Here is a 23,432-nt window from a genome sequence, read left to right on the forward strand (position 1 = left end):
CCTCGGCTTCCGCCTCGGCCTTCGCCTTGGCCTCGGCTTCCGCCTCGGCCTTCGCCTTGGTCTCCGCCTCGGCCTTTGCGGCGGCCTCGGCCTTCGCCTTGGACTCCGCCTCGGCCTTCGCGGCGGCCTTCGCCTTCGCCTCCGCCTCGGCGGCGGCCTTCGCGGCGGCTTCCGCCTCCTCCGCGGCCAGCGCCTCCGCCGCGAGTTCCTCCGCCGTCGGGCCCGGTGCCTTCACCGATTCCAGCAGCAACTGCGCCACGTCGACGACCTGGACGGATTCCTTCGCCTGGCCGTCGTTCTTCTTGCCGTTCACCGAGTCGGTCAGCATCACCAGGCAGAACGGGCACGCCGTCGACACGATGTCCGGGTTCAGGGACAGGGCCTCGTCGACACGCTCGTTGTTGATGCGCTTGCCGATGCGCTCCTCCATCCACATCCGCGCGCCACCGGCGCCACAGCAGAAGCCCCGCTCCTTGTGGCGGTGCATCTCCTGCTGCCGCAGCCCCGGAACGGCCGACATGATCTCGCGCGGCGGCGTGTAGACCTTGTTGTGCCGGCCCAGGTAGCAGGGGTCGTGGTAGGTGATCAGGCCGTCCACCGGCGTGACCGGCGTCAGCCGGCCCTCGTCGAGCAGGTGCTGGAGCAGCTGCGTGTGGTGGATGACCTCGTACTCGCCGCCCAACTGCGGGTACTCGTTCGCGATGGTGTTGAAGCAGTGCGGGCAGGTGGAGACGATCCGCTTCGCCGACTTCGGCTTCTTCGTGGACTCGTCCTCGTCGTCCTCGCCGAAGGCCATGTTGAGCATGGCCACGTTCTCCTGGGCGAGCTGCTGGAACAGCGGCTCGTTGCCCAGGCGGCGCGGGGAGTCACCGGTGCACTTCTCGTCGCCGCCCATGATCGCGAACTTGACGCCCGCCATGTTCAGCAGCTCGGCGAAGGCCTTGGTGGTCTTCTTCGCCCGGTCCTCCAGGGCGCCGGCGCAGCCGACCCAGTAGAGGTAGTCGTACTCGGAGAGGTCCTCCGCGTCCTTGCCGATGATCGGGACCTCGAAGTCCACCTCCTTGGTCCACTCGACGCGCTGCTTCTTCGCGAGGCCCCAGGGGTTGCCCTTCTTCTCCAGGTTCTTGAGCATCGTGCCCGCCTCCGACGGGAACGCGCTCTCGATCATCACCTGGTAGCGCCGCATGTCGACGATGTGGTCGATGTGCTCGATGTCGACCGGGCACTGCTCGACGCACGCGCCGCACGTGGTGCAGGACCACAGCACGTCCGGGTCGATGACGCCGTTCTCCTCGGCGGTGCCGATCAGGGGGCGCTCGGCCTCCGCGATGGCGGCCGCCGGAACGTCCTTGAGCTGCTCCGCCGTCGCCTTCTCGTTGCCCTCCATGTCCTTGCCGCCACCGGCGAGCAGGTACGGGGCCTTGGCGTGCGCGTGGTCGCGCAGCGACATGATCAGGAGCTTCGGGGACAGCGGCTTGCCGGTGTTCCAGGCGGGGCACTGCGACTGGCAGCGACCGCACTCGGTGCACGTGGAGAAGTCGAGGATGCCCTTCCAGGAGAACTGCTCGACCTGGGAGACGCCGAAGACGTCGTCCTCGCCCGGGTCCTCGAAGTCGATCTCCTTGCCGCCGCTCGTCATCGGCTTGAGCTCGCCGAGCGCGACCGCGCCGTCGGCGTTCCGCTTGAACCAGATGTTCGGGAAGCCGAGGAAGCGGTGCCAGGCCACGCCCATGTTGGTGTTGAGCGAGACGACGATCATCCAGATCAGCGAGGTGCCGATCTTGATCATCGCGGTGAAGTAGATGAGCGTCTGGAGCGTGTCGACCGAGAGGCCCTTGAAGGCCAGCACCAGCGGGTACGACAGGAAGTACGCCGGCTCGTAGTGGTCGACGTGGTGGATCGCACCCTCGAGGCCGCGCAGCGTCAGGATCGCGAGGCCGATGGTCAGGATGATGTACTCGACGAAGTACGCCTGCCAGGCCTTCGAGCCCGTGAAGCGCGACTTGCGACCCGCCCGCGAGGGAAGGTTGACCAGGCGGATGCCCATCAGAACGAGGATGCCGAGGATCGTCATCACGCCGATGAACTCGATGTACAGCTCGAACGGCAGGAAGCCGCCGATGATGGGCAGCGTCCAGTCGGCCTGGAAGAGCTGGCCGTAGGCCTGCGCCAGGGTCGGAGGCAGCGTCAGGAAGCCGATGGCGACGAACCAGTGGGCGAATCCGACGATGCCCCAGCGGTTCATCCGGCTGTGGCCGAGGAACTCCCTGACCAGGGTGATCGTTCGTGCTTTCGGGTCGTCCGTGCGGCTGCCCGCCGGCACGGGTTGGCCGAGTTTCACGAACCGGTAGATCTGGGCCACGGCTCGGGCGAGCAGCGCGACGCCGACCACGGTCAGGACCAGCGACACGATGATCGCGGCGAGTTGCATGGGAGGGCTCCTCGGGCGGGACTTACTAAGCGGTAACTTATTGAGTCAAGGCTTGAGGTTACCCAGTTCCCGCGCCGCAATGTAGGTGAGCGAGCGGTGATCTGTGTCGCTCAGGCATGCCTCTGTAGGCAGGCAGCCCGAGGTGTCTGCGCGAGGATCGCGAGATCCATCCCCAGCCAATGGCTCTCCACATAGTGCCGGTCCAGCAGGGCCTTCTCCTCCCAGGGGAGGTCGGAGCGCGCGCTGACTTGCCACAATCCGGTCATTCCGGGGCGTACGAAGAGCCGCTCGGGCCGGTCGGTGCCCGCCTCGGGGCGCGGCCCGACCAGTGACATCTCGCCCCGCAGCACGTTCAGCAGTTGCGGCAGTGCGTCCAGGCCGCATCGCTCCACCGCCACGCCCGGCCGACCGGTGTCCCGCGTCCGCAGCCGCCAGGTCCGAAACTCCCGACCGCCCCGCCCGAGCGCGGGTTCCCGTACGAGGACCCCGCGCCGGCCCGCGTACAGCAGCCCCGCGGCGGCGAGCAGCGGCAGGGCGAACACCCCGAGCAGGATCAGCGCGCCGACGAGGTCGAGCACCCGCTTGGCGGACAGGTCGGGGCGGGTGAGGGCGGTCGGGCGGGGCCTCGGCGGGGCCGTCGGGTTCGGCGGGGCGGTCGGGTTCGGCGGGTCCGGTGGGGCGGTCGGGTTCGGCTTCGGCAGGGTGGGCAGGCGGAACGTCCGGGGTGGGCGCGGCGGGGGTGGTTGCGAGCGCATGGGGGCACGGTGCCCCACGCGTTCGGCGGCCCCCGGATGCCGCGCGGGGTGGCGGCCGGAGGGTCGCCCGCTCGGCTGTGTGGCGGACGGGGCGGGCCCCGGCGGCGTGTCGCGGCCCTGATGAGCGTAAGGGCGGGATAAAAGTTGAGCGCCCTCGACTCAGCTCTGTTGACGTCGGCGCGGACGATGGTGCATGGTTGAGCCTGTTCCACTCAAGTCAGCTGGAGGAATCGAAATGGCACGTGCGGTCGGCATCGACCTGGGCACCACTAACTCCGTCGTCAGCGTTCTGGAAGGCGGCGAGCCCACCGTCATCACCAACGCCGAGGGCGCCAGGACCACGCCGTCCGTCGTCGCCTTCGCCAAGAACGGTGAGGTCCTCGTCGGAGAGGTGGCCAAGCGCCAGGCGGTCACGAACGTGGACCGGACCATCCGTTCCGTCAAGCGCCACATGGGCACTGACTGGAAGATCAACCTGGATGGCAAGGACTTCAACCCGCAGCAGATGAGCGCCTTCATCCTGCAGAAGCTGAAGCGCGACGCCGAGGCGTACCTGGGCGAGAAGGTCACGGACGCGGTCATCACCGTCCCGGCCTACTTCAACGACTCCGAGCGTCAGGCGACGAAGGAAGCCGGCGAGATCGCGGGTCTGAACGTCCTGCGCATCGTCAACGAGCCGACGGCCGCCGCCCTGGCCTACGGTCTCGACAAGGACGACCAGACCATTCTCGTCTTCGACCTCGGTGGCGGCACCTTCGACGTGTCGCTCCTCGAGATCGGCGACGGTGTCGTCGAGGTCAAGGCCACCAACGGTGACAACCACCTCGGTGGCGACGACTGGGACCAGCGCGTCGTCGACTACCTGGTGAAGCAGTTCCAGAACGGCCACGGCGTCGACCTGTCCAAGGACAAGATGGCGCTCCAGCGTCTGCGCGAGGCCGCCGAGAAGGCGAAGATCGAGCTGTCCTCCTCCACGGAGACCACGATCAACCTGCCGTACATCACGGCGTCCGCCGAGGGCCCGCTGCACCTGGACGAGAAGCTCACGCGCTCGCAGTTCCAGCAGCTGACCGCGGACCTGCTGGACCGCTGCAAGACCCCGTTCCACAACGTCATCAAGGACGCGGGCATCAACCTGTCCGAGATCGACCACGTGGTCCTGGTCGGCGGCTCCACCCGCATGCCGGCCGTCGCCGAGCTCGTCAAGGAGCTCACCGGCGGTCAGGACGCCAACAAGGGCGTCAACCCGGACGAGGTCGTCGCCATCGGCGCGACCCTCCAGGCGGGCGTGCTCAAGGGTGAGGTCAAGGACGTCCTGCTCCTCGACGTGACCCCGCTGTCCCTCGGTATCGAAACCAAGGGCGGCATCATGACCAAGCTCATCGAGCGCAACACCACGATCCCGACCAAGCGGTCCGAGATCTTCACGACGGCCGAGGACAACCAGCCGTCCGTGCAGATCCAGGTCTACCAGGGCGAGCGCGAGATCGCGGCGTACAACAAGAAGCTCGGCATGTTCGAGCTGACCGGCCTGCCGCCGGCCCCGCGTGGCGTCCCGCAGATCGAGGTCTCCTTCGACATCGACGCGAACGGCATCATGCACGTCACGGCCAAGGACCTTGGCACGGGCAAGGAGCAGAAGATGACCGTCACCGGCGGCTCCTCGCTCGGCAAGGACGAGGTCGACCGCATGCGCCAGGAGGCGGAGCAGTACGCGGACGAGGACCTGCGTCGCAAGGAGGCGGCCGAGTCCCGCAACCAGGGCGAGCAGCTCGTCTACCAGACGGAGAAGTTCGTCAAGGACAACGAGGACAAGGTCCCGGCCGACGTCAAGGCCGAGGTCGAGGCCTCCGTCACCGAGCTGAAGGAAAAGCTCAAGGGCGAGGACGCCGCGGAGATCCGCACCGCGACCGAGAAGCTCGCCGCGGTCAGCCAGAAGCTCGGCCAGGCCATCTACGCCGACGCGCAGGCCGGTGGCGCGCCGACCGGTGACGCCGACCAGGCCAAGGCCGACGACGACGTCGTCGACGCCGAGATCGTGGACGACGAGAAGCCGAAGGGTGGCGCTGCCTGATGTCGGAGGAGACCCCGGGTTTCGACGAGAAGCCTGAAGTCCCCACCGGCGCCGACGCGGACGACGCCGCCGCCGAGCCGAAGGCCGCCGACTCCTCCCCGGAGGAGAAGGCGGCCCCGGCCGGGGACTCGGACACTCAGGCCGTCGGCCAGGAAACGGCCCTCCTGGCGCAGCTGGACCAGGCCCGTACCGCGCTCGGTGAGCGCACCGCGGACCTCCAGCGGCTCCAGGCCGAGTACCAGAACTACCGCCGCCGGGTGGAGCGGGACCGGATCGCCGTCAAGGAGATCGCGGTCGCGTCCCTCCTGACGGAACTCCTCCCGACCCTGGACGACATCGGCCGGGCACGGGAGCATGGCGAACTGGTCGGCGGCTTCAAGTCGGTGGCCGAATCGCTGGAGACCGCCGCCGCCAAGATGGGGCTGCAGCAGTTCGGCAAGGAGGGCGAGCCCTTCGACCCGACGATCCACGAGGCCCTGATGCACTCGTACGCGCCGGATGTCACCGAGGACACCTGCGTGGCGATCCTGCAGCCGGGTTACCGGATCGGCGAGCGCACGATCCGCCCCGCGCGGGTCGCGGTGGCCGAGCCCCAGCCCGGGGCGGCCCCGGCCGCCAAGTCCGAGTCCGCGGACGGCGACACGCCGTCTGACAAGGACGCGGATGCCCCCGACAAGGGCTGACGTCCACCATGTAGCCGCACGAGAGGAGGGCCACCGGGGATGAGCACGAAGGACTTCGTCGAGAAGGACTACTACAAGGTCCTCGGTGTCCCGAAGGACGCCACCGAGGCCGAGATCAAGAAGGCGTACCGGAAGCTCGCCCGCGAGTTCCACCCGGACGCCAACAAGGGCGACGCCTCGGCCGAGGAGCGCTTCAAGGAGATCTCCGAGGCGAACGACATCCTCGGTGACGCCAAGAAGCGCAAGGAGTACGACGAGGCCCGCGCCCTGTTCGGCAACGGGGGCTTCCGCCCCGGTCCGGGCGGGGGCGGCGGCTCGTTCAACTTCGACCTCGGCGACCTCTTCGGAGGCCAGCCGCAGGGCGGTGGCGGCGCGGCGGGCGGCTTCGGCGGCGGCCTGGGCGACGTCTTCGGCGGCCTGTTCAACCGCGGTGGCGCCGGCCCGGGTACGGGACCCCGTACCCAGCCGCGACGCGGCCAGGACATCGAGTCCGAGGTCACGCTGTCGTTCACGGAGGCCGTGGACGGCGCGACCGTCCCGCTCCGGATGTCCTCGCAGTCGCCCTGCAAGGCCTGCTCCGGTACCGGCGACAAGAACGGCACCCCTCGGGTGTGCCCGACCTGCGTCGGCACCGGTCAGGTCTCGCGGGGCAGCGGTGGCGGTTTCTCCCTGACCGACCCCTGCGCCGACTGCAAGGGGCGCGGTCTGATCGCCGAGACCCCCTGTGACATCTGCAAGGGCAGCGGACGGGCCCGCAGTTCCCGGACCATGCAGGTCCGGATCCCGGCGGGCGTCTCCGACGGCCAGCGGATCCGACTGCGCGGCAAGGGGGCCCCGGGCGAGCGCGGCGGCCCGGGCGGCGACCTGTACGTCGTCGTCCACGTCGACGGGCACCCGGTGTTCGGCCGGCGGGACGACAACCTCACGGTGACCGTCCCGGTGACGTTCGCCGAGGCCGCCCTGGGCGCCGACATCAAGGTCCCGACCCTGGGCGGCCCCCCGGTGACCCTGAAGCTTCCCCCCGGTACCCCGAACGGGCGTACGATGCGGGCCCGCGGCAAGGGCGCGGTCCGCAAGGACGGCACCCGCGGCGACCTGCTCGTGACGGTGGAGGTCGAGGTGCCCTCGGAGCTGTCCGACAAGGCCCGTGAAGCCCTGGAGATGTTCCGCGACGCGACGGAGTCGCAGGACCCGCGCGCCGCGCTGTTCGAGTCCGCGAAGGGAGCATGACATGGACGGCCGCCGCAGACAGTCCCGGTTGGGCGGGGCTTATCAGCTCACTGATGAGACCCCGGTCTACGTGATTTCGGTGGCCGCTCAGCTCTCGGGACTGCATCCGCAGACCCTGCGTCAGTACGACCGTCTCGGTCTGGTCTCCCCGGACCGGACGGCCGGCCGCGGACGTCGATATTCGGCCAGGGACATCGAGCTGCTCCGCACGGTGCAGGCGCTGTCCCAGGACGAGGGCATCAACCTGGCCGGCATCAAGCGGATCATCGAACTGGAGAACCAGGTCGCCGCCCTCCAACAGCGCGTGGCCGAACTGTCCACGGCCGTGGACGGCGCGGCCGCCGCGCTCCAGGCCCGCGAGGCCCAGGTGCACGCCTCGTACCGGCGCGACCTGGTCCCGTACCAGCCGCCGCAGCCGGGCAGCGCCCTGGTCGTCTGGCGCCCCAAGCGCCCGATGGACTGACGCCGCCCGACACCGGCACGCGACACCGCCGTTCAGCGCGCGAAGGCCCCGCCCGGATCTCCGGGCGGGGCCTTCCGCGTCGCTACAGGTGGTTGGCGTGGCCGCCGTGGTCGGCCTCGTCCTCCGGGAGGTGCGGGGCCGAGCTGTGCAGGATGCCGGACTGGGCGATCAGGAAGCCGAGCTGCGCCCGGCTGCCGCTGCCCAGGGCCGTGGCCAGCCGGGCGATGTGCGCACGGCAGGTTCGTACGTTCATTCCCAGCCGGCGGGCTATGGCCTCGTCCACGTGCCCCTCGACCAGGAGTTGCGCGATGGATCGCTGCACGCCGGTGATGCCGTCGTGCATGTGGGTGTAGGTGACTTCCTCGCTCAGGGGCACGGCACGCCGCCAGAGCTGCTCGAACACCTTGATGAGGTAGTCGACGAGCCCCGGGTGCCGCAGCTCCAGCGCCACCTTCCGGTCGTCGCTGACCGGGATGAAGGCCACCGTGCGGTCGAAGACGATGAGTCGCTCGATGAGCTCCTCCAGCGTGCGGATCTCCACCTTCCCCGCGGAGATCCGGTCCACGTACGCCAGCGTGCCCTGGCTGTGCCGCGCGGTGTGCTGGTACAGCGTCCTGATGCTGATGCCCCGGTCGATCAGCGGGGCGTCCCGTTCCAGGGCCTGTGTGAGGGCCAGGGAGGGCCGCGCACCGCCCGGCTGGATGGTCAGCATCTCCGTGTGGCATTCGGCCGTCGCCAGGTCCAACGCGGCGTTGATCCGCTCGAAACCCTCCAGGACGGTGATGGCGTGGGTGTTCGCCGGGTTCTGCGCACTGATGGTCAGAAACGGCTCGAAAGCATCGGTGAGATCTACAGCCGTACGTCGTCTGTCCTGGATCTCGCGTTCAATCGGATGCAGCCGTTGCGCCAGTGCGACGGACGGGGGAACCGGGCGGAGCTGGTTCGCGTCATCCGGGTCAGGCTGCACCAGGGAGAATTCAAGCAGGCAGGGGGCCTGCTGAACCTCGCTCCGGGCGATCCGGCCGGCGCTGAGCGCAGCCGTGTACAGCCGCGTTCCCTCGGGGCACAGGGACGTGACGGAGTGGGGATGAGTCGGGTTTGTCGCACTTTTGGGCAAATCTCCACCCCCCAGGGTCCTGAACATGCAAGAACATGATGCATCGTCCCTGTGGCATTGACGTGCCTGAATGAGCCATCGTCTGTGTGGCGGGGGAGAGGATTCCATCAAGTGAGGACGAAGCCGACCATGTATAAGAGAATGCTTCGCTCGGCGCTTGCCGTTGGTTTCTCCGCTGTTGCGGTCTTTGGGGTAGTCGGTGCCGTCGAAAGCGACGCGGGGGGCACCGCTCTGACCGGCAACAGTGGTTGGACCGGCGCGCCGGTGGGCAAGGCGGACAGCGGCTGGACCGTGCTGCCGGCCGGTGACTCCGGCTGGACCAACGGTCCGACCGGCAAGGCGGACAGCGGCTGGACCGTGCTGCCGGCCGGTGACTCCGGCTGGACCAACGGCCCGACCCGCAAGGCGGACTCTGGCTGGACCGTGCTGCCGGCCGTCGACTCGGGCTGGACCAACGGTCCGTCCGGCAAGGCGGACAGCGGGTGGACCCGGATCCAGGTCGGTGACTCCGGCTGGACCAGTGCCCCCTCGGGCTCGTCTGACAGCGGCTGGACCAGCGCGCCCTCCGGCGCGTCGGACTCGGGCCGGACCGCTCTGCCTGCGATGGCCGTCTGATGACCCCCGACGACCGAGACTTCCGACGCGAGATGGCTTCGGCGTACCGGTCCGGGTGGCAGTTCATCGACCTCGCCACCGCGATCCCCCACGCCGGCGATTCGTTGATGGTCACCCTGTTCGGCCAGCCGATCGTCGTCGCGCGCGAGGAGGACGAAGACGTCCGCGCCTACCGCTGTCTGCGCCGCCCCCGGGGCGCACCGCAGCCCGTCCGCTGCGAAGTGCGGTACGGCATGGTTTTCGTCAATCTCGACCAGCGGGACCACCAACTCTTCGAACCCGACATCACCGCCGCCACCCCCCGAAGTGCCTGAAGCGATTCCCCCGTCGTTGCAGATCGCTCAGGCACTACCCCCACACAACGGCGCCATCGTGGACCTGACCACGATGGCGCCGTTGTGCTGTCCGCGTCCAGTGGTTGAACCGGACAAACAAATCGGTCAGTTTCGCGTCCGTCCCCACGTCAGCCGCCGCGCACGCGACGTCAGCCGCCGCGTCCGACCTCACGCCAGCCGCCGCGCACGCGCCGGTGCCCGGCCGCGCCCGCGCCCGTGTCGGCCCGGGCGTCAGCCGCGCCCCATCGCGCGGTCCAGGGTGATCTCCATGACCACCCGGTCCGGGTTCGGCGAGGGCGTCCGCCCGTAGCGCTCCGCGTAGCGCGCCACCGCCTCCGCCACCGAGGCCTCGTCCGTGCGGATCACCGCGCGGCCCTCCAGGGTGGCCCAGCGCCGGCCCTCCATCTGGCAGACCGCGACCCGCGCCGTCGCGTCCGGGGCCGCCAGGACGTTGCGGATCTTCTTGCTGTGCCGGTTGCTGATCACCCGGGCCAGCCCCGCCTCGGGGTCGTACGTCACGCCGACCGGTACCACGTGCGGGCTGCCGTCGGGCCGCGGGGTGGTCAGGGTGCAGACGTGCCGCTCCCGCCAGAAGGCGAGGTACTCCGGCGTCGGGTTGAGTACGTCTTGGGGTGTCTTCGAACCAGGCATGGCCCGAAGAGTACGAGATGCCGCGCCACACACGGCCTTGAGTGGAATAGACTCAACTTTATGCACGCTATACGTGTCATGCCCCTGTATCGCGACGGAGAGGAGTAGCCGCAGTGGAAGCCGAGCTGACCAACAAGAGCCGGGACGCGCTGAACGCCGCCACCCACAGGGCCGTCAAGGACGGCCACCCGGATCTGACCCCCGCGCACCTGCTGCTGGCCCTGCTCGCCGGCGAGGACAACGAGAACGTCACCGACCTGCTCGCCGCGGCCGACGCCGACCAGGTCGAGGTCCGCGCCGGCGCGGAACGCCTGCTGGCCGCCCTGCCCAGGGTCACGGGTTCCACCGTCGCACCCCCGCAGCCCACCCGCGAGCTGCTCGCCGTACTCGCCGACGCCGACGAGACGGCCGGGAAGCTCGGAGACGACTACCTTTCCACCGAACACCTGCTCATCGCCCTCGCCGCCAAGGGCGGCGCGGCCGGCGAGCTCCTTTCCACCCAGGGCGCGACGGCCAGGAAGCTGTTGGCCGCATTCGAGGAAGCACGAGGAGGACGCCGGGTGACCAGCCCCGACCCCGAGGGCCAGTACAAGGCCCTGGAGAAGTTCGGCACCGATTTCACGGCGGCGGCCCGCGAGGGCAAGCTCGACCCGGTCATCGGCCGCGACCAGGAGATCCGGCGGGTCGTCCAGGTCCTGTCGCGCCGCACCAAGAACAACCCGGTCCTCATCGGCGAGCCCGGCGTCGGCAAGACCGCCGTCGTCGAGGGCCTCGCCCAGCGCATCGTCAAGGGCGACGTCCCCGAATCGCTGAAGAACAAGCGGCTGGTCTCCCTCGACCTCGGCGCGATGGTCGCGGGCGCCAAGTACCGCGGCGAGTTCGAGGAGCGGCTGAAGACGGTCCTCGCGGAGATCAAGTCCAGCGACGGCCAGATCATCACCTTCATCGACGAGCTCCACACCGTCGTCGGCGCGGGCGCCGGCGGGGACTCCGCCATGGACGCGGGCAACATGCTCAAGCCCATGCTGGCCCGCGGCGAGCTGCGCATGGTCGGCGCGACCACCCTCGACGAGTACCGCGAGCGGATCGAGAAGGACCCGGCGCTGGAGCGCCGCTTCCAGCAGGTGCTGGTGGCGGAGCCGACCGTCGAGGACACCATCGCGATCCTGCGCGGGCTCAAGGGCCGCTACGAGGCCCACCACAAGGTGGTCATCAACGACAGCGCCCTGGTCGCGGCGGCCACCCTCTCCGACCGGTACATCACCTCCCGCTTCCTGCCCGACAAGGCCATCGACCTCGTCGACGAGGCCGCGTCCCGGCTCCGCATGGAGATCGACTCCTCCCCGCTGGAGATCGACGAGCTCCAGCGCTCCGTGGACCGGCTGCGCATGGAGGAACTGGCACTGAAGAACGAGTCCGACCCGGCCTCCCTCGAACGGCTGGAGAAGATCCGCAAGGACCTCGCCGACAAGGAGGAGGACCTGCGGGGCCTCACCGCCCGCTGGGAGAAGGAGAAGCAGTCCCTCAACCGCGTCGGCGAACTCAAGGAACGCCTCGACGACCTGCGCGGGCAGGCCGAGCGCGCCCAGCGCGACGGCGACTTCGACACCGCCTCCCAGTTGCTCTACGGGGAGATCCCGACGCTGGAGCGCGAGCTGGCGGAGGCCACCGAGGCCGAGGAAGAGGCCACCAAGGCGGGGACCTCCAAGGACAGCATGGTCAAGGACGAGGTCGGCCCCGACGACATCGCGGACGTGGTGGGCGCCTGGACCGGCATCCCCGCCGGCCGGCTCCTGGAGGGCGAGACCCAGAAGCTCCTGCGCATGGAGGAGGAACTGGGCCGCCGCCTGATCGGCCAGTCCGAGGCCGTACGGGCCGTCTCCGACGCGGTGCGCCGCACCCGCGCCGGCATCGCCGACCCCGACCGCCCGACCGGCTCGTTCCTCTTCCTGGGCCCGACGGGCGTCGGCAAGACGGAGCTGGCCAAGGCGCTCGCGGACTTCCTCTTCGACGACGAGCGGGCCATGGTCCGCATCGACATGTCGGAGTACGGCGAGAAGCACAGCGTGGCCCGTCTGGTCGGCGCCCCACCCGGCTACGTCGGGTACGAGGAGGGCGGCCAGCTCACCGAGGCCGTCCGGCGCCGCCCGTACAGCGTCGTCCTGCTCGACGAGGTGGAGAAGGCGCACCCCGAGGTCTTCGACGTCCTGCTCCAGGTCCTCGACGACGGCCGCCTCACGGACGGCCAGGGCCGCACCGTGGACTTCCGCAACGCGATCCTGGTCCTGACGTCCAACCTGGGCAGCCAGTTCCTGGTCGACCCGGCGACCTCCGAGGAGGACAAGAAGGCGCGGGTCCTGGACGTGGTCCGGGCCTCCTTCAAGCCGGAGTTCCTCAACCGTCTCGACGACCTGGTGGTCTTCTCGGCCCTGAGCAGGGACGAGCTGGCCCACATCGCGCAGCTCCAGATCGACCGCCTCGCCAAGCGGCTCGCCGCCCGCCGCCTCACCCTGGACGTCACCCCCGAGGCGCTGGCCTGGCTGGCGGACAAGGGCAACGACCCGGCGTACGGCGCCCGACCCCTGCGCCGGCTGATCCAGACGGCCATCGGGGACCGCCTCGCGAAGGAGATCCTGTCCGGCGAGGTCAGGGACGGCGACACCGTACGGGTGGCCGTGGCCGGGGAAGACCTGCTGGTCGGCAAGGTCCTCTAGGCCGTCTCCTTCGAGCCCACCCGCCCAGGCGGCCCCGCCGGTCGTACCCTGGGCGGTGGGGGCCGAAGGCCCCGTGCCCCCGCCGCCCCCACCACGAACGGCCTCGCGCCGGGTCGTGTGGGGACGCGTCCCCCTTACCTGAGTCCTACTCGTGTCCGCCCGGAGCGGATCGGGCGTGCGGGGCTGGACACGGGGTGGGACCGATGGTGGAGGATGTGGTTCATCCGCACGAAGGGAAGTACACGGTGAGCATCGACCCGGCCTCGATTCCGAACTTCGGAGGGCAGCAGCCCGATCCGCAGGCCACAGGACCGGCGGGCCCCGTCGTCCCCGACCAGGATCTGGTCAAGCAGCTGCTGGAACAGATGGAGCTCAAGTACGTCGTCGACGACGAGGGTGACCTCGCGGCGCCGTGGGAGGAGTTCCGCACGTACTTCATGTTCCGCGGCGAGGACGAGCAGCAGGTCTTCTCGGTGCGGACCTTCTACGACCGCCCGCACGACATCGAGGACAAGCCGCAGCTCCTGGAGACGATCGACGACTGGAACCGTCGCACCCTGTGGCCCAAGGTCTACAGCCACACGCACGACGACGGCTCGGTCCGCCTGATCGGTGAGGCGCAGATGCTGATCGGCACCGGCGTCAGCCTGGAGCACTTCGTGTCCTCCACGGTCAGCTGGGTCCGCGCCTCGATCGAGTTCGACAAGTGGCTCGTCGAGCAGCTCGGCCTCGAGAAGGACGTCGACTCCGCCGAGGGTGGGGAAGACAAGGGCGACGACAGCAACTAGTCGCCTCGCACAGCGCCACGCGCGCCCCGGGGAGCAGGTACGCCCCGAGGCCGCACGAGAGCCCGGACGACACCGGAGGTCCCCACGACCCCGGCGCGCCCGGGCTCTCGCGTTCCCCCGGGGAGGGCCGCGACGGGGGTCCTACAGGCGCCCGAGGCGGTCGACGGCGTCGCGCAGGACGTCCTCCCGCTTGCAGAACGCCCAGCGGACCTGGGTGGCACCGGCGGCGCGGTCGTCGTAGAAGACCTGGTTGGGGATGGCGACCACACCGCAGCGCTCGGGCAGGGCGCGGCAGAAGGCGAGCCCGTCCTTCTCCCCGAGGGGGCTGATGTCGGTTGTGATGAAGTAGGTGCCCTGGGGCCGGTAGACCTCGAAGCCGGCCGCCGTCAGGCCGTCCGCGAGGATGTCGCGCTTGGCGGCGAGGTCCGCGCGGAACGTGTCGTAGTAGGAGTCCGGAAGCGCCAGGGCCTCCGCGATCGCGTACTGGAACGGGCCTGAGGCGACGTACGTCAGGAACTGCTTCGCGGAGCGGACCGCCGCCGTCAGGGCGGGCGGGGCGGTGACCCAGCCGACCTTCCAACCGGTGAACGAGAACGTCTTGCCGGCCGACGAGATGGTCACCGTGCGCTCGCGCATGCCGGGCAGCGAGGCCAGCGGCACGTGGGCGCCCTCGAACACCAGGTGCTCGTAGACCTCGTCGGTGACGACGAGCAGGTCCCGCTCGATCGCGAGTTCCGCGACGGCCGCCAGTTCCCCCGGGGTCAGCACCGTGCCCGTCGGGTTGTGCGGGGTGTTCAGCAGCAGCAGGCGCGTGCGCGGGGTGACGGCGGCCCGCAGTGCGTCCACGTCGAGACGGAAGTACGGCGCGCGCAGGGTCAGCGGTACGCGGACCGCCCCCGCCATGGCGATGCAGGCGGCGTAGGAGTCGTAGTACGGCTCCAGGGCGATGACCTCGTCTCCCGGCTCCAACAGCGCCAGCAGGGAGGCCGCGATGGCCTCCGTCGCGCCCGCCGTCACGAGAACCTCCGTGTCGGGGTCGAACGCGAGTCCGTGGAACCGCTCCTGGTGGTGGGCGATGGCGGTGCGCAGCTCCGGGACACCGGGGCCGGGCGGGTACTGGTTCCCCTTGCCGTCCCGGATCGCGCGCACGGCCGCCTCGGCGATCTCGGCGGGACCGTCGGTGTCGGGAAAGCCCTGACCGAGGTTGATCGATCCGGTGCGGGCGGCCAGCGCCGACATCTCCGCGAAGATCGTGGTGCCGAAGACCGCCAGGTTGCGGTTGAGGAAGGGGCGGCTGCCGGCCGCGGGTGCGCTCATGACGGCCATCCTGCGGGCAACCTCTGGAGTTGCTCAAGTGTGCTTTGGCGCCGATGGCCTGAGGGAATCTCCCCGGCACACAGGACGCGGGGATCCCGGACCCCGGGGGACCGGGGTGTCAGAGAGGGGCCGGAGATGGTGCTGATCACAGTGCTCGTCGCAGTGGGCGTGTTCACGCTCGTGGTCGTGGGGATCGTCAGGGCGGTCGTCAAGGCGGGCGGCTCGGCCCGCCGCCGAAGTGGCGGAAGCCACTGGGCCGGGGGAGGATCCTCTGGTGGGTGTTCGACCGGATCCTCCTGTGGTTCGTCGTCCTCCTGCGGCTCGTCCTCCTCTTCCTGCGGTTCGTCCTGCGGGGGCGGGGGCTGCGGGTCCAGTTGACGAACACGGCCGGAGCCGGACCCGAGTAAAAGAGACGCCCAGCGGGGACAACTTCCCTCGGGCGTCTCCTTGTTCGGTCGCTTGTTACGGCGTACGGGGGGCACGTTGTTGAACACGTGAACTGTGTAGCCCCCGGGGGGATGTAAACCCCGTCAAGTTGGGTAAAAACGCTGTGAGTGCCGTGCCTTTCATGATTCCCTCGGTTGAGTAGACCAGTCCTCGGACCTCCCTGGACTTCCTGTGGACCCGTGCCGGTGTCCCCCCACCCGTTGACCACCGCTGGCGGGCCCCGGCCACCTCTCCCTCGCGCGTTTGCGGAGCCGACTCATGCTCACGACCCTCCAGACCACCTATACCGACACGCGTGCCGCCGATCTCGCCTGGGCCCTGGGTCGGGAGCGGCTGCCCGCCTTGGCCGTACTGAACCTCCGGCTCGACGGGGCGAACGTGGAGTTGCGCCTGCTCGGGGCCTCCCACCAGGTCCTCTTGGAGGAGGGCGAGGTGCTCTGTTCGGAGACCGTCGCCTGCATGCCCGGCAGCAGCACACCGTTGCCGCTCGGCGTGGCCAAGCGGGTCGGCGACTGGGAGTACGAGTTCGCCGCCCGCGTGGAGACCCTGTCGCGCGGCTCGTTCGCCGGGCGGGCGCAGGAACTGCTCGCACTGGTCGCGGATCACCCGAACGGACTCGCCGGAACCTTCCCGGGAAGCCCGCACGCGTTCACCGCCCTGCTCGCACAGCGGCACGAGGGCCAGGTCCGCTGGCGGACCTGGCACGCGTACCCGCAGGAAGGGCAGTTGGTGGCCACGCGTACCCGGGTGGGCATGCGGGCCGGGTCGCCGACCGGGAGCGCCCCCGAGGCGACGGCCGCGCTGCTGTAGGTCGTCCCGGTCGGGCTCCGTCGAGGTCCGTCGTCCTGCCGGGTCCGTCGTCCTGCCGGGTCTGCGGGGTCTGTCGGTCCTGCCGGTTCCTGTCGGGTCCTGTCGGTCGAGGGCGTTCGTGGCCCGCGACCCACCGGCCCTTGTGGCGCCGGTGGTTGCGCCCGGGTTACGCCAACTGGGGGGATCGGTAAGCCACTTGCACCCATGTGGGTGACAGGGTGCGAGTGGGCGGTGACGTACGGTTCGCTTCATGATCGACCGTTCCGTCCCGCGCCGGGTGTTGCCGGCTCCGGAGTCACGGGGCGTGGCGACCCGTCCGGCCGCCCTGCCCGTACGGCCCCGGACCGGCCGGCTCCTCGTCCTGGCCACCGTGTTCGTATGCGCCGCCTGCGGGCTCGTGTACGAACTGGAGCTGCTCGCCCTCGGCTCCTACCTGATCGGCGACTCCGTCACCCAGGCGTCGATCGTGCTGTCCGTCATGGTCTTCGCCATGGGCGTCGGCTCGCTCCTCGCCAAACGGCTCAGGCGCCGGCCCGCCTTCGGCTTCGGCGCCATCGAAGCCGCGCTCGCGCTGATCGGCGGGCTCTCCGCCATGGCCCTGTACGCGAGCTTCGCCTGGCTGGGCGAGTCCAGACCCGCGCTCGTCGCGTTCTCCTTCACCATCGGGGTGCTCATCGGCGCGGAGATCCCGCTGCTCATGGTCCTGATCCAGCGCATCCGCAGACAGGACGCGGGCGGCGCCGTCGCCGACCTGTTCGCCGCCGACTACGTGGGCGCCCTGGTCGGCGGGCTCGCCTTCCCGTTCCTGCTGCTGCCGCTGCTCGGCCAGCTCACCGGCGCCCTGCTCACCGGCACCGTCAACACGCTCGCCGGCGGCGGACTCGTGCTGTGGCTGTTCCGCCACGACCTCAGCCGACGCTCCCGCTGGCTGCTGATCGGCGCGAACGTGACCGTCGTGGCCGTCCTCGCCTCCGCGACCGTCCTCGCCGACGACTTCGAGCGGGTCGCGCGGCGCGCCGTCTACGGCGGAGAAGTGCGGGTCGCCGTCCAGACGGGGGTGCAGGAACTCGTGCTCACCGGGCCGCGCACCGGATCCCCGCGCTCCCTCGACCTGTACCTCGACGGGCGGCTGCGGGTCAGCGGCTACGACGAGTACCGCTACCACGAGGCACTCGTGCACCCCGCGATGACCGGCCCGCACACCCGGGTCCTCGTCCTCGGCGGTGGCGACGGGCTCGCCGCCCGCGAGGTCCTGCGCTACCCGGACGTCGCCTCCGTCACCGTCGTCGAACTCGACCCGGGAGTGGTCCGGCTCGCCCGCACCGACCCGATGCTCTCGCGGCTCAACGCGCGGGCGTACGCGGACCCCCGGCTCGGCGTCGTCACGCAGGACGCGTTCCGCTGGCTGCGCGGTCGGGGCGGCCGGGACCGCTTCGACGTGATCGTCTCCGACCTCCCCGACCCCGGCATCACCCCCAGCACGAAGCTGTACTCGCAGGAGTTCTACGGGCTGGCGGTGCGGGCCCTGCGCCCCGGCGGCAGGATCGCCGTGCACGCGGGGCCGCTCGCCGGTCGGCCACGCACCTACTGGACCGTCGAGACCACCCTGCGCGCCGCCGGCCTGCGGACCGCCCCCTACAGCGCGGGCGGCCGCCTCACCGGCTTCGCCGCCGGACCCGACCGGACCCTCGGCGGCGGAGCCGGGCCCCCGCAGGACTGGGGTTTCGTCCTCGCCGCCCGCGCCGCCGTCCCCGAGCTGCGGGTCGACCGTGACACGCCGGGGCTGCGCTCGCTGTCCACCCGCGCGCTCCAGGACGCGACCCGGGACGCCGAGCGCACCCGCCTGGACGGGCTGCCGCCCTCCACCCTCCCGCACCCGAGGTATTCCTAGTGCTGTGGCCGGCTCCGTACGGTCGCGCACGGCCCGGGCACACGGCCGCGGGCCTCGGGGCCACCGGCCGGATCGGGAACGGGGCACCGGCCCGGGCACTTGGCGCGGGATCGGGCACTTGGCGCCGGATCGGGCGCGCGGGCGGGTCTCGTCGGTAGGCTCGACCGCATGGAGCATCAGGTGTTCGTTCCGGTACCCGCAGACGACCTCCGGGCCGTGCTGCGTGATCCCGCCCGCACGGCCCGTTGCGTACCCGGGTTCCAACAGGACGCCGACACCGACACCGGGCCGCTGTCGGGCCGGCTGAAGGCGCGGATCGGCGGACACACCGTGACCTACCGGGGCTCCCTGACCGTCACCGAACGGGACCCCGACCGGTTCGCCGTCGAGGGCGAGGGCACCGAGGCCCGGGGCAGCGGCACCGTCAAGCTCTCCCTCCTGCTGCGACTCACCCCCCAGGGGGACGGGACCCGACTGGAGTTCACCGGCGGGGCGACCGTCGACGGCCGGGCCGCCGGGTTCGCCCCCGAGGCCACCGCCACCGCCGTACAGCGGCTGCTGGACCGCACCGCCGCGCAGCTCGCCGCCACGGCCGGCGCCGCCGTGGAGCCGGTGGCCGACGCCGCTTCCGGGGCCGTTCCGGTGGCCGACACGGACCCGACGGATCCTTCGGCCGACGCGGAGGAGGCGGATCCCGTGGCCGACGAGGCCGGGTTCGAGGCGGACACCGAGGGCGCCGAGGCCACCGACGACGCGGAGGGCGCCGAGGCCACCGAGGACGGCGGGGTCACCGCGTCCGTCTTCGACACCGATGTGCCGCCCCCGTCCCTCGATCCCTTCCTGGAAGGCGAGTTCGGCGAGGTCGGCGGCCCCGCACGGCCCCCGGCCGAGGCCGCCCACGCCCGCCGCACGATGATCGGCCGCAGCGCCGAGGAAGTGGACCACGCGCCGCCGCGCGGCCGCTACGCCCCCGTCCCGGCCCCCGCCGCCGGCGCGGCCGGGGCGAACCTGCGCTGGTTGGCCCCCGCCGCCGCCCTCGCCGTGGCCTCCGCCGTGGTCGTCGGCAGGGTGCTGCGCCGCCGCCGTTGAATTCCGTCGAGGCGTGCGGTGTGACGTGGGGCATGCCCCGGGACACGTGGGGCGTCCGGCACCCGTAGGGTCGGCCGTATGAGTACGCGACTGAGCGCCGGCGGCGCCGAGCTGACGATCGACCAGGAGAACGGCTGCCGGATCAGCAGTCTGCGCGTCGACGGGACCGAGCTTCTGCGACAGGGCCCCCGGTACGGGTCCTTCCCGATGGTCCCGTGGTGCGGGCGCATCGAGGACGGGCGGTTCCGTGACGGTGGCGCCGTCCACCAGATGCCGCAGAACCAGCCGCCGCACGCCATCCACGGCTTCGGCCGGGACGCGGCGTGGCGGCCGGCAGGCGTCGACGCCACCCGAGCCGCCTTCGCGTACGACCTGCGCGACCCGTGGCCGCACAGCGGCAAGGTCACCCAGATCTTCGAACTGGGCGAGGACGCGCTGACCCTCACCCTGGGCGTGGAGACGCACGAGGACTCCTTCCCGGCCCAGGCGGGCTGGCACCCGTGGTTCAACCGCACCCTGGCCGCCGACGGGCCGGAGGTCCGGATCGGCTTCGAGGCGGCCTGGCAGGAGGAGCGCGGCGCCGACCACCTGCCCACCGGACGGCGCGTCGACCCGAAGCCCGGTCCCTGGGACGACTGCTTCGGGATGCCGGACGGCGTGGACGTCACCCTCACCTGGCCCGACGCGCTGGAGCTGAGGATCACCAGCCGGGACGAGTGGGTGGTCGTCTACGACGAGCAGGCCGAGGCCGTCTGCGTCGAGCCGCAGTCCGGCCCCCCGAACGGGCTGAACACCCTCCCGCGGCTGGTCACGCTCGTGGACCCGCTGGAGATCTCCACGACGTGGACGTGGCGGCGGCTCGGGTAGCGCGCAATTAAGCTCGACGCCATGAGTGACGTACGGGATGCGCTTCTGCAGCAGATCAAGGACAAGGCCGTCGTGCACGGCAAGGTGACCCTCTCCTCCGGGCGGGAAGCCGACTACTACATCGACCTCCGCCGGATCACCCTCGACGGCGAGGCCGCCCCGCTGGTTGGTCAGGTCATGCTCGACCTCACCGCCGACCTCGTCTTCGACTGCGTCGGCGGCCTCACGCTGGGCGCCGACCCGGTCGCGACCTCGATGCTGCACGCCTCCGCCGCGCGCGGCGGGTGCCTGGACGCCTTCGTCGTGCGCAAGGCGCAGAAGGCTCACGGCATGCAGCGCCGCATCGAGGGCACCGACGTCAAGGGCAAGCGCTGCCTGGTCGTCGAGGACACCTCGACCACCGGTGGTTCCCCGCTGACCGCCGTGGAGGCGGTCCGCGAGGCCGGCGGCGAGGTCGTCGCCGTCGCCACCATCGTGGACCGGGGCGCGGCCGACGCCATCGCCGAGGCGGGGCTGCCCTACCTCACCGGATACCGCCTCGAGGACCTCGGCCTCTCCTAAGGGCTGCTCCGGATTTGCGGGACAGCCCTCAGACCGTCCCTTTCGGTTCCCTCCGGGGACCCGGGTCGGTCGTCGCCGTCTCACCAGGTGGCCCGACGGTCGGGCGAGACCGGCTTCCGGCCGGCCCGACCGAGTGGGGGCGAAGGTCCCCGACGGCCCCTGGTCGGGCTCTGACCTGCTCTTTCGAGGCCGGGTGGAATGTTTCACGTGAAACGTCCCACCCGGTTTTCGCATGTGGCGTGGACGGCGGGGTGGAGTGTCGCGCGGAGTCTGGAAGGATGGGGTCGACGATGACGTCGCCCCCAGGTCAGGGCCCGCAATAAGCACACTCCCCGCACATCCAAGGAGCGGACAGATGCCCATCGCAACCCCCGAGGTCTACAACGAGATGCTCGACCGGGCGAAGGCAGGGAAATTCGCCTACCCGGCCATCAACGTGACCTCGTCCCAGACCCTGCACGCTGCCCTGCGCGGCTTCGCGGAGGCCGAGAGCGACGGCATCATCCAGATCTCCACCGGTGGTGCGGAGTTCCTGGGTGGCCAGCACAACAAGGACATGGTCACCGGCGCGGTCGCCCTGGCCGAGTTCGCGCACATCGTCGCCGCCAAGTACGACATCACGGTCGCGCTGCACACCGACCACTGCCCCAAGGACAAGCTGGACGGCTACGTCCGCCCGCTGCTCGACATCTCCGCCGAGCGCGTGGCCCGAGGCCTGAACCCGCTCTTTCAGTCGCACATGTGGGACGGCTCCGCCGAGACCCTGGCCGACAACCTGGCCATCGGCCAGGAGCTGCTCGCCAAGGCCGTCGCCGCGAAGATCATCCTTGAGGTCGAGATCACCCCGACCGGCGGCGAGGAGGACGGCGTCAGCCACGAGATCAACGACGAGCTGTACACCACCGTCGACGACGCGATCCGTACCGCCGAGGCCCTGGGCCTGGGCGAGAAGGGCCGCTACCTGCTGGCCGCCTCCTTCGGCAACGTGCACGGCGTGTACAAGCCGGGCAACGTGGTCCTGCGCCCCGAGCTGCTCAAGGACCTCCAGGCCGGCGTCGGCGAGAAGTACGGCAAGTCCTCGCCGTTCGACTTCGTCTTCCACGGTGGTTCGGGCTCCACCGCCGAGGAGATCGCCACCGCGCTGGAGAACGGCGTCGTGAAGATGAACCTCGACACCGACACCCAGTACGCCTTCACCCGCCCCGTCGTGGACCACATGTTCCGCAACTACGACGCGGTGCTCAAGGTCGACGGCGAGGTCGGCACGAAGTCCAAGTACGACCCCCGCACCTGGGGCAAGGCCGCCGAGGCGGGCATGGCCACGCGCGTCGCCGAAGCGTGCACCAACCTGCGTTCCACCGGTACCCGGCTGAAGTAGTCCGGTCCCGTACCCGGTAGAGGGGTTCGTCGGTCCCATGGGGACCGGCGGGCCCCTTTCGCGTTGCCCGGCGCGCCGGGCACCGGCTGAGGTGACATACGCCGGTGGACTGCCGCCCGGGCCATGGTGTGGAATCTACTCACAGAAACGTACCCGCGGTTACGTAATGGCGGTGGGGCAGGAGAGGCGGCAGGCGTGAGGACGGGACGACCCCAGGTCAAGCAGGAGCGGGCGGTCCGTACCCGCCAGGCCATCCTGCAGGCGGCGGCGACGGTGTTCGAGGAGCACGGCTACGAGGCGGCGAAGCTCTCCGACATCGTCAACATCGCCAAGGTCACCAAGGGTGCCCTCTACTTCCACTTCGACTCGAAGGACGACCTGGCGCAGGCCGTCGTGGACGCGCAGAACCAGGGTCAGCCGCAGGCCCTCCCCCAGAGCCACAAGGTGCAGGAGTTCATCGACATGGGGATGATCTTCGCCCACCAGCTTCGGCACGACGTGCTGATGCGGGCCAGCGCACGACTCACCCTGGACTGGGCCGGCCGTGAACTCGACCAGGCGGCGCCGTACACGGCGTGGATCGAGCTGCACACGGAGGTGTTGACGGAGGCGAAACGGCGGGGCGAACTCCTGCCGGACGTGGATCCGGTGGTTCCCTCGCGGCTGGTCGTGGGCTCGTTCGCCGGACTGAACAGGATGGCCTGGACGCTCGGTCTGGATCTGGACCCCCAGGCCTCGGAGATGTACAGCCACATCCTCCCGAGCGTGGTGGTCCCGCCCCTGGCGATCCGGCTGGACACCGCTCCGGGGCGGGGCGCCCGCGCGCTGTACGGTCCGCACGGCCGGCACGAGTGCCTGGCCGACTGCCCGACCGGCGTCCCGCCCGAGGTGGTCGCGAGTGAGATGGTCGCGAGCGAGGGGCGGGAGGAGCCGGTGACGGCCTGACGCCGCCCCCTCACTCGGCACCCCCGCCACCTCACTTGCCACCCCCGCCCCCTCACTTGCCACCTCACTTGCCACCCCTCGGACCGGCACCCCGCCCCTCACTCGGCACCCCGCGGACCGGCGCCCCGCCCCTCACTCGGCACCCCGCGGACCGGCGCCCCGCCCCCTCACTCGGCACTCCCTCACCACCTGACACCCTTCACACGCTCTCCCCACCGGCCTCTTCCCAAGAAAATGCTCCCGGGTATTATTTTTCTTCGGACCCGGGGGG

General features: G+C 70.6%; 20 protein-coding genes and 1 pseudogene. 16 read left to right on the top strand and 5 right to left on the bottom strand.

Annotated features, from left to right (window positions below; translation table 11 throughout):
• Positions 1-208: 208 nt before the first annotated feature.
• Together ACFYW3_RS25525 and ACFYW3_RS25530 are read right to left on the bottom strand one after the other, a co-directional pair.
• A pseudogene (locus ACFYW3_RS25525) lies at positions 209-2,431 on the bottom strand (heterodisulfide reductase-related iron-sulfur binding cluster); the annotation flags it as partial.
• A gap of 110 nt (positions 2,432-2,541) precedes the next feature.
• A complete protein-coding gene (locus ACFYW3_RS25530) occupies positions 2,542-3,186 on the bottom strand; it encodes a sugar transferase (RefSeq protein ID WP_389387446.1) in 645 nt (214 codons plus the stop codon).
• A gap of 235 nt (positions 3,187-3,421) precedes the next feature.
• Here ACFYW3_RS25530 and dnaK point away from each other — a divergent pair, with 235 nt between their 5' ends.
• From dnaK to ACFYW3_RS25550, 4 genes are read left to right on the top strand one after another with little or no spacing between them, the layout of a single operon-like run.
• A complete protein-coding gene (gene dnaK, locus ACFYW3_RS25535; RefSeq protein ID WP_351749608.1) occupies positions 3,422-5,260 on the top strand; it encodes a molecular chaperone DnaK in 1,839 nt (612 codons plus the stop codon).
• The gene (gene grpE, locus ACFYW3_RS25540) at positions 5,260-5,943 is read left to right on the top strand and encodes a nucleotide exchange factor GrpE (protein ID WP_351372099.1); all 684 of its coding nucleotides are present in this window, start codon (positions 5,260-5,262) and stop codon (positions 5,941-5,943) included. The genes dnaK and grpE overlap by 1 nt, the downstream gene beginning before the upstream one ends.
• Before the next feature lie 39 nt (positions 5,944-5,982).
• Complete coding sequence (gene dnaJ / locus ACFYW3_RS25545; protein WP_053684362.1) at positions 5,983-7,173, top strand: molecular chaperone DnaJ; 1,191 nt, start codon at positions 5,983-5,985, stop codon at positions 7,171-7,173.
• Between the two features lies 1 nt (position 7,174).
• Complete coding sequence (locus ACFYW3_RS25550; protein WP_053684360.1) at positions 7,175-7,636, top strand: heat shock protein transcriptional repressor HspR; 462 nt, start codon at positions 7,175-7,177, stop codon at positions 7,634-7,636.
• A gap of 82 nt (positions 7,637-7,718) precedes the next feature.
• Here the strand turns inward: ACFYW3_RS25550 and ACFYW3_RS25555 are convergent, their stop codons facing one another.
• On the bottom strand, positions 7,719-8,780 hold the full coding sequence (locus tag ACFYW3_RS25555) for a helix-turn-helix transcriptional regulator (protein ID WP_389387447.1): 1,062 nt from the start codon (positions 8,778-8,780) through the stop codon (positions 7,719-7,721).
• Positions 8,781-9,017: 237 nt separating this feature from the next.
• Between ACFYW3_RS25555 and ACFYW3_RS25560 the strand changes: the two genes are divergently transcribed.
• Together ACFYW3_RS25560 and ACFYW3_RS25565 are read left to right on the top strand one after the other, a co-directional pair.
• Positions 9,018-9,368 carry a hypothetical protein gene (locus ACFYW3_RS25560; protein WP_351749604.1) on the top strand — a complete coding sequence of 117 codons (351 nt, stop codon included), beginning with the start codon at positions 9,018-9,020 and terminating at the stop codon, positions 9,366-9,368.
• On the top strand, positions 9,368-9,682 hold the full coding sequence (locus ACFYW3_RS25565; RefSeq protein ID WP_053684354.1) for a (2Fe-2S)-binding protein: 315 nt from the start codon (positions 9,368-9,370) through the stop codon (positions 9,680-9,682). The genes ACFYW3_RS25560 and ACFYW3_RS25565 overlap by 1 nt, the downstream gene beginning before the upstream one ends.
• A gap of 252 nt (positions 9,683-9,934) precedes the next feature.
• Here ACFYW3_RS25565 and ACFYW3_RS25570 read toward each other — a convergent pair whose 3' ends face one another.
• Positions 9,935-10,354 carry a pyridoxamine 5'-phosphate oxidase family protein gene (locus tag ACFYW3_RS25570; protein WP_053684352.1) on the bottom strand — a complete coding sequence of 140 codons (420 nt, stop codon included), beginning with the start codon at positions 10,352-10,354 and terminating at the stop codon, positions 9,935-9,937.
• A 113-nt stretch (positions 10,355-10,467) separates the two neighbouring features.
• Here ACFYW3_RS25570 and clpB point away from each other — a divergent pair, with 113 nt between their 5' ends.
• Both clpB and ACFYW3_RS25580 read left to right on the top strand, forming a co-directional pair.
• A complete protein-coding gene (clpB, locus tag ACFYW3_RS25575) occupies positions 10,468-13,068 on the top strand; it encodes an ATP-dependent chaperone ClpB (protein WP_389387448.1) in 2,601 nt (866 codons plus the stop codon).
• A 245-nt stretch (positions 13,069-13,313) separates the two neighbouring features.
• The gene (locus tag ACFYW3_RS25580) at positions 13,314-13,856 is read left to right on the top strand and encodes a YbjN domain-containing protein (protein ID WP_351749600.1); all 543 of its coding nucleotides are present in this window, start codon (positions 13,314-13,316) and stop codon (positions 13,854-13,856) included.
• A 141-nt stretch (positions 13,857-13,997) separates the two neighbouring features.
• On the opposite strand, the gene ACFYW3_RS25585 is transcribed toward ACFYW3_RS25580, so the two are convergent.
• The gene (locus ACFYW3_RS25585) at positions 13,998-15,182 is read right to left on the bottom strand and encodes a pyridoxal phosphate-dependent aminotransferase (protein WP_351749599.1); all 1,185 of its coding nucleotides are present in this window, start codon (positions 15,180-15,182) and stop codon (positions 13,998-14,000) included.
• 269 nt (positions 15,183-15,451) lie between these two features.
• Here ACFYW3_RS25585 and ACFYW3_RS25590 point away from each other — a divergent pair, with 269 nt between their 5' ends.
• The 8 genes from ACFYW3_RS25590 (at position 15,452) to ACFYW3_RS25625 (ending at position 23,161) form a co-directional block, all read left to right on the top strand.
• On the top strand, positions 15,452-15,580 hold the full coding sequence (locus ACFYW3_RS25590; protein WP_351749597.1) for a hypothetical protein: 129 nt from the start codon (positions 15,452-15,454) through the stop codon (positions 15,578-15,580).
• Between the two features lie 298 nt (positions 15,581-15,878).
• Positions 15,879-16,430, top strand: coding sequence for a DUF2617 family protein (locus tag ACFYW3_RS25595; RefSeq protein WP_389387449.1), 552 nt, complete (start codon positions 15,879-15,881; stop codon positions 16,428-16,430).
• A 250-nt stretch (positions 16,431-16,680) separates the two neighbouring features.
• The gene (locus tag ACFYW3_RS25600) at positions 16,681-18,321 is read left to right on the top strand and encodes a polyamine aminopropyltransferase (RefSeq protein ID WP_389387450.1); all 1,641 of its coding nucleotides are present in this window, start codon (positions 16,681-16,683) and stop codon (positions 18,319-18,321) included.
• Positions 18,322-18,489: 168 nt separating this feature from the next.
• The gene (locus tag ACFYW3_RS25605; RefSeq protein ID WP_389387451.1) at positions 18,490-19,410 is read left to right on the top strand and encodes an SRPBCC family protein; all 921 of its coding nucleotides are present in this window, start codon (positions 18,490-18,492) and stop codon (positions 19,408-19,410) included.
• A 78-nt stretch (positions 19,411-19,488) separates the two neighbouring features.
• A complete protein-coding gene (locus ACFYW3_RS25610) occupies positions 19,489-20,277 on the top strand; it encodes an aldose 1-epimerase (RefSeq protein WP_389387452.1) in 789 nt (262 codons plus the stop codon).
• Between the two features lie 21 nt (positions 20,278-20,298).
• Complete coding sequence (gene pyrE, locus ACFYW3_RS25615) at positions 20,299-20,838, top strand: orotate phosphoribosyltransferase (RefSeq protein ID WP_267797289.1); 540 nt, start codon at positions 20,299-20,301, stop codon at positions 20,836-20,838.
• 355 nt (positions 20,839-21,193) lie between these two features.
• On the top strand, positions 21,194-22,216 hold the full coding sequence (gene fbaA / locus ACFYW3_RS25620) for a class II fructose-bisphosphate aldolase (protein WP_351749587.1): 1,023 nt from the start codon (positions 21,194-21,196) through the stop codon (positions 22,214-22,216).
• A gap of 195 nt (positions 22,217-22,411) precedes the next feature.
• Complete coding sequence (locus tag ACFYW3_RS25625; protein WP_389387453.1) at positions 22,412-23,161, top strand: ScbR family autoregulator-binding transcription factor; 750 nt, start codon at positions 22,412-22,414, stop codon at positions 23,159-23,161.
• Positions 23,162-23,432 lie beyond the last annotated feature (271 nt).

The organism is Streptomyces sp. NPDC002602, assembly GCF_042889445.1.
In the GTDB taxonomy this organism is placed as follows: Bacteria; Actinomycetota; Actinomycetes; order Streptomycetales; family Streptomycetaceae; genus Streptomyces.

What these genes read in the sequence shown, in the direction of transcription:
- ACFYW3_RS25585 (WP_351749599.1), bottom strand. Translation starts at nt 15,182, where the DNA reads ATGGCCGTCATGAGCGCACCCGCGGCCGGCAGCCGCCCCTTCCTCAAC.
- ACFYW3_RS25565 (WP_053684354.1), top strand. Translation starts at nt 9,368, where the DNA reads ATGACCCCCGACGACCGAGACTTCCGACGCGAGATGGCTTCGGCGTAC.
- ACFYW3_RS25550 (WP_053684360.1), top strand. Translation starts at nt 7,175, where the DNA reads ATGGACGGCCGCCGCAGACAGTCCCGGTTGGGCGGGGCTTATCAGCTC.
- ACFYW3_RS25555 (WP_389387447.1), bottom strand. Translation starts at nt 8,780, where the DNA reads ATGTTCAGGACCCTGGGGGGTGGAGATTTGCCCAAAAGTGCGACAAAC.
- ACFYW3_RS25600 (WP_389387450.1), top strand. Translation starts at nt 16,681, where the DNA reads ATGATCGACCGTTCCGTCCCGCGCCGGGTGTTGCCGGCTCCGGAGTCA.
- ACFYW3_RS25530 (WP_389387446.1), bottom strand. Translation starts at nt 3,186, where the DNA reads ATGCGCTCGCAACCACCCCCGCCGCGCCCACCCCGGACGTTCCGCCTG.
- fbaA (WP_351749587.1), top strand. Translation starts at nt 21,194, where the DNA reads ATGCCCATCGCAACCCCCGAGGTCTACAACGAGATGCTCGACCGGGCG.
- dnaK (WP_351749608.1), top strand. Translation starts at nt 3,422, where the DNA reads ATGGCACGTGCGGTCGGCATCGACCTGGGCACCACTAACTCCGTCGTC.
- pyrE (WP_267797289.1), top strand. Translation starts at nt 20,299, where the DNA reads ATGAGTGACGTACGGGATGCGCTTCTGCAGCAGATCAAGGACAAGGCC.
- ACFYW3_RS25595 (WP_389387449.1), top strand. Translation starts at nt 15,879, where the DNA reads ATGCTCACGACCCTCCAGACCACCTATACCGACACGCGTGCCGCCGAT.
- ACFYW3_RS25570 (WP_053684352.1), bottom strand. Translation starts at nt 10,354, where the DNA reads ATGCCTGGTTCGAAGACACCCCAAGACGTACTCAACCCGACGCCGGAG.
- ACFYW3_RS25605 (WP_389387451.1), top strand. Translation starts at nt 18,490, where the DNA reads ATGGAGCATCAGGTGTTCGTTCCGGTACCCGCAGACGACCTCCGGGCC.
- ACFYW3_RS25610 (WP_389387452.1), top strand. Translation starts at nt 19,489, where the DNA reads ATGAGTACGCGACTGAGCGCCGGCGGCGCCGAGCTGACGATCGACCAG.
- dnaJ (WP_053684362.1), top strand. Translation starts at nt 5,983, where the DNA reads ATGAGCACGAAGGACTTCGTCGAGAAGGACTACTACAAGGTCCTCGGT.
- grpE (WP_351372099.1), top strand. Translation starts at nt 5,260, where the DNA reads ATGTCGGAGGAGACCCCGGGTTTCGACGAGAAGCCTGAAGTCCCCACC.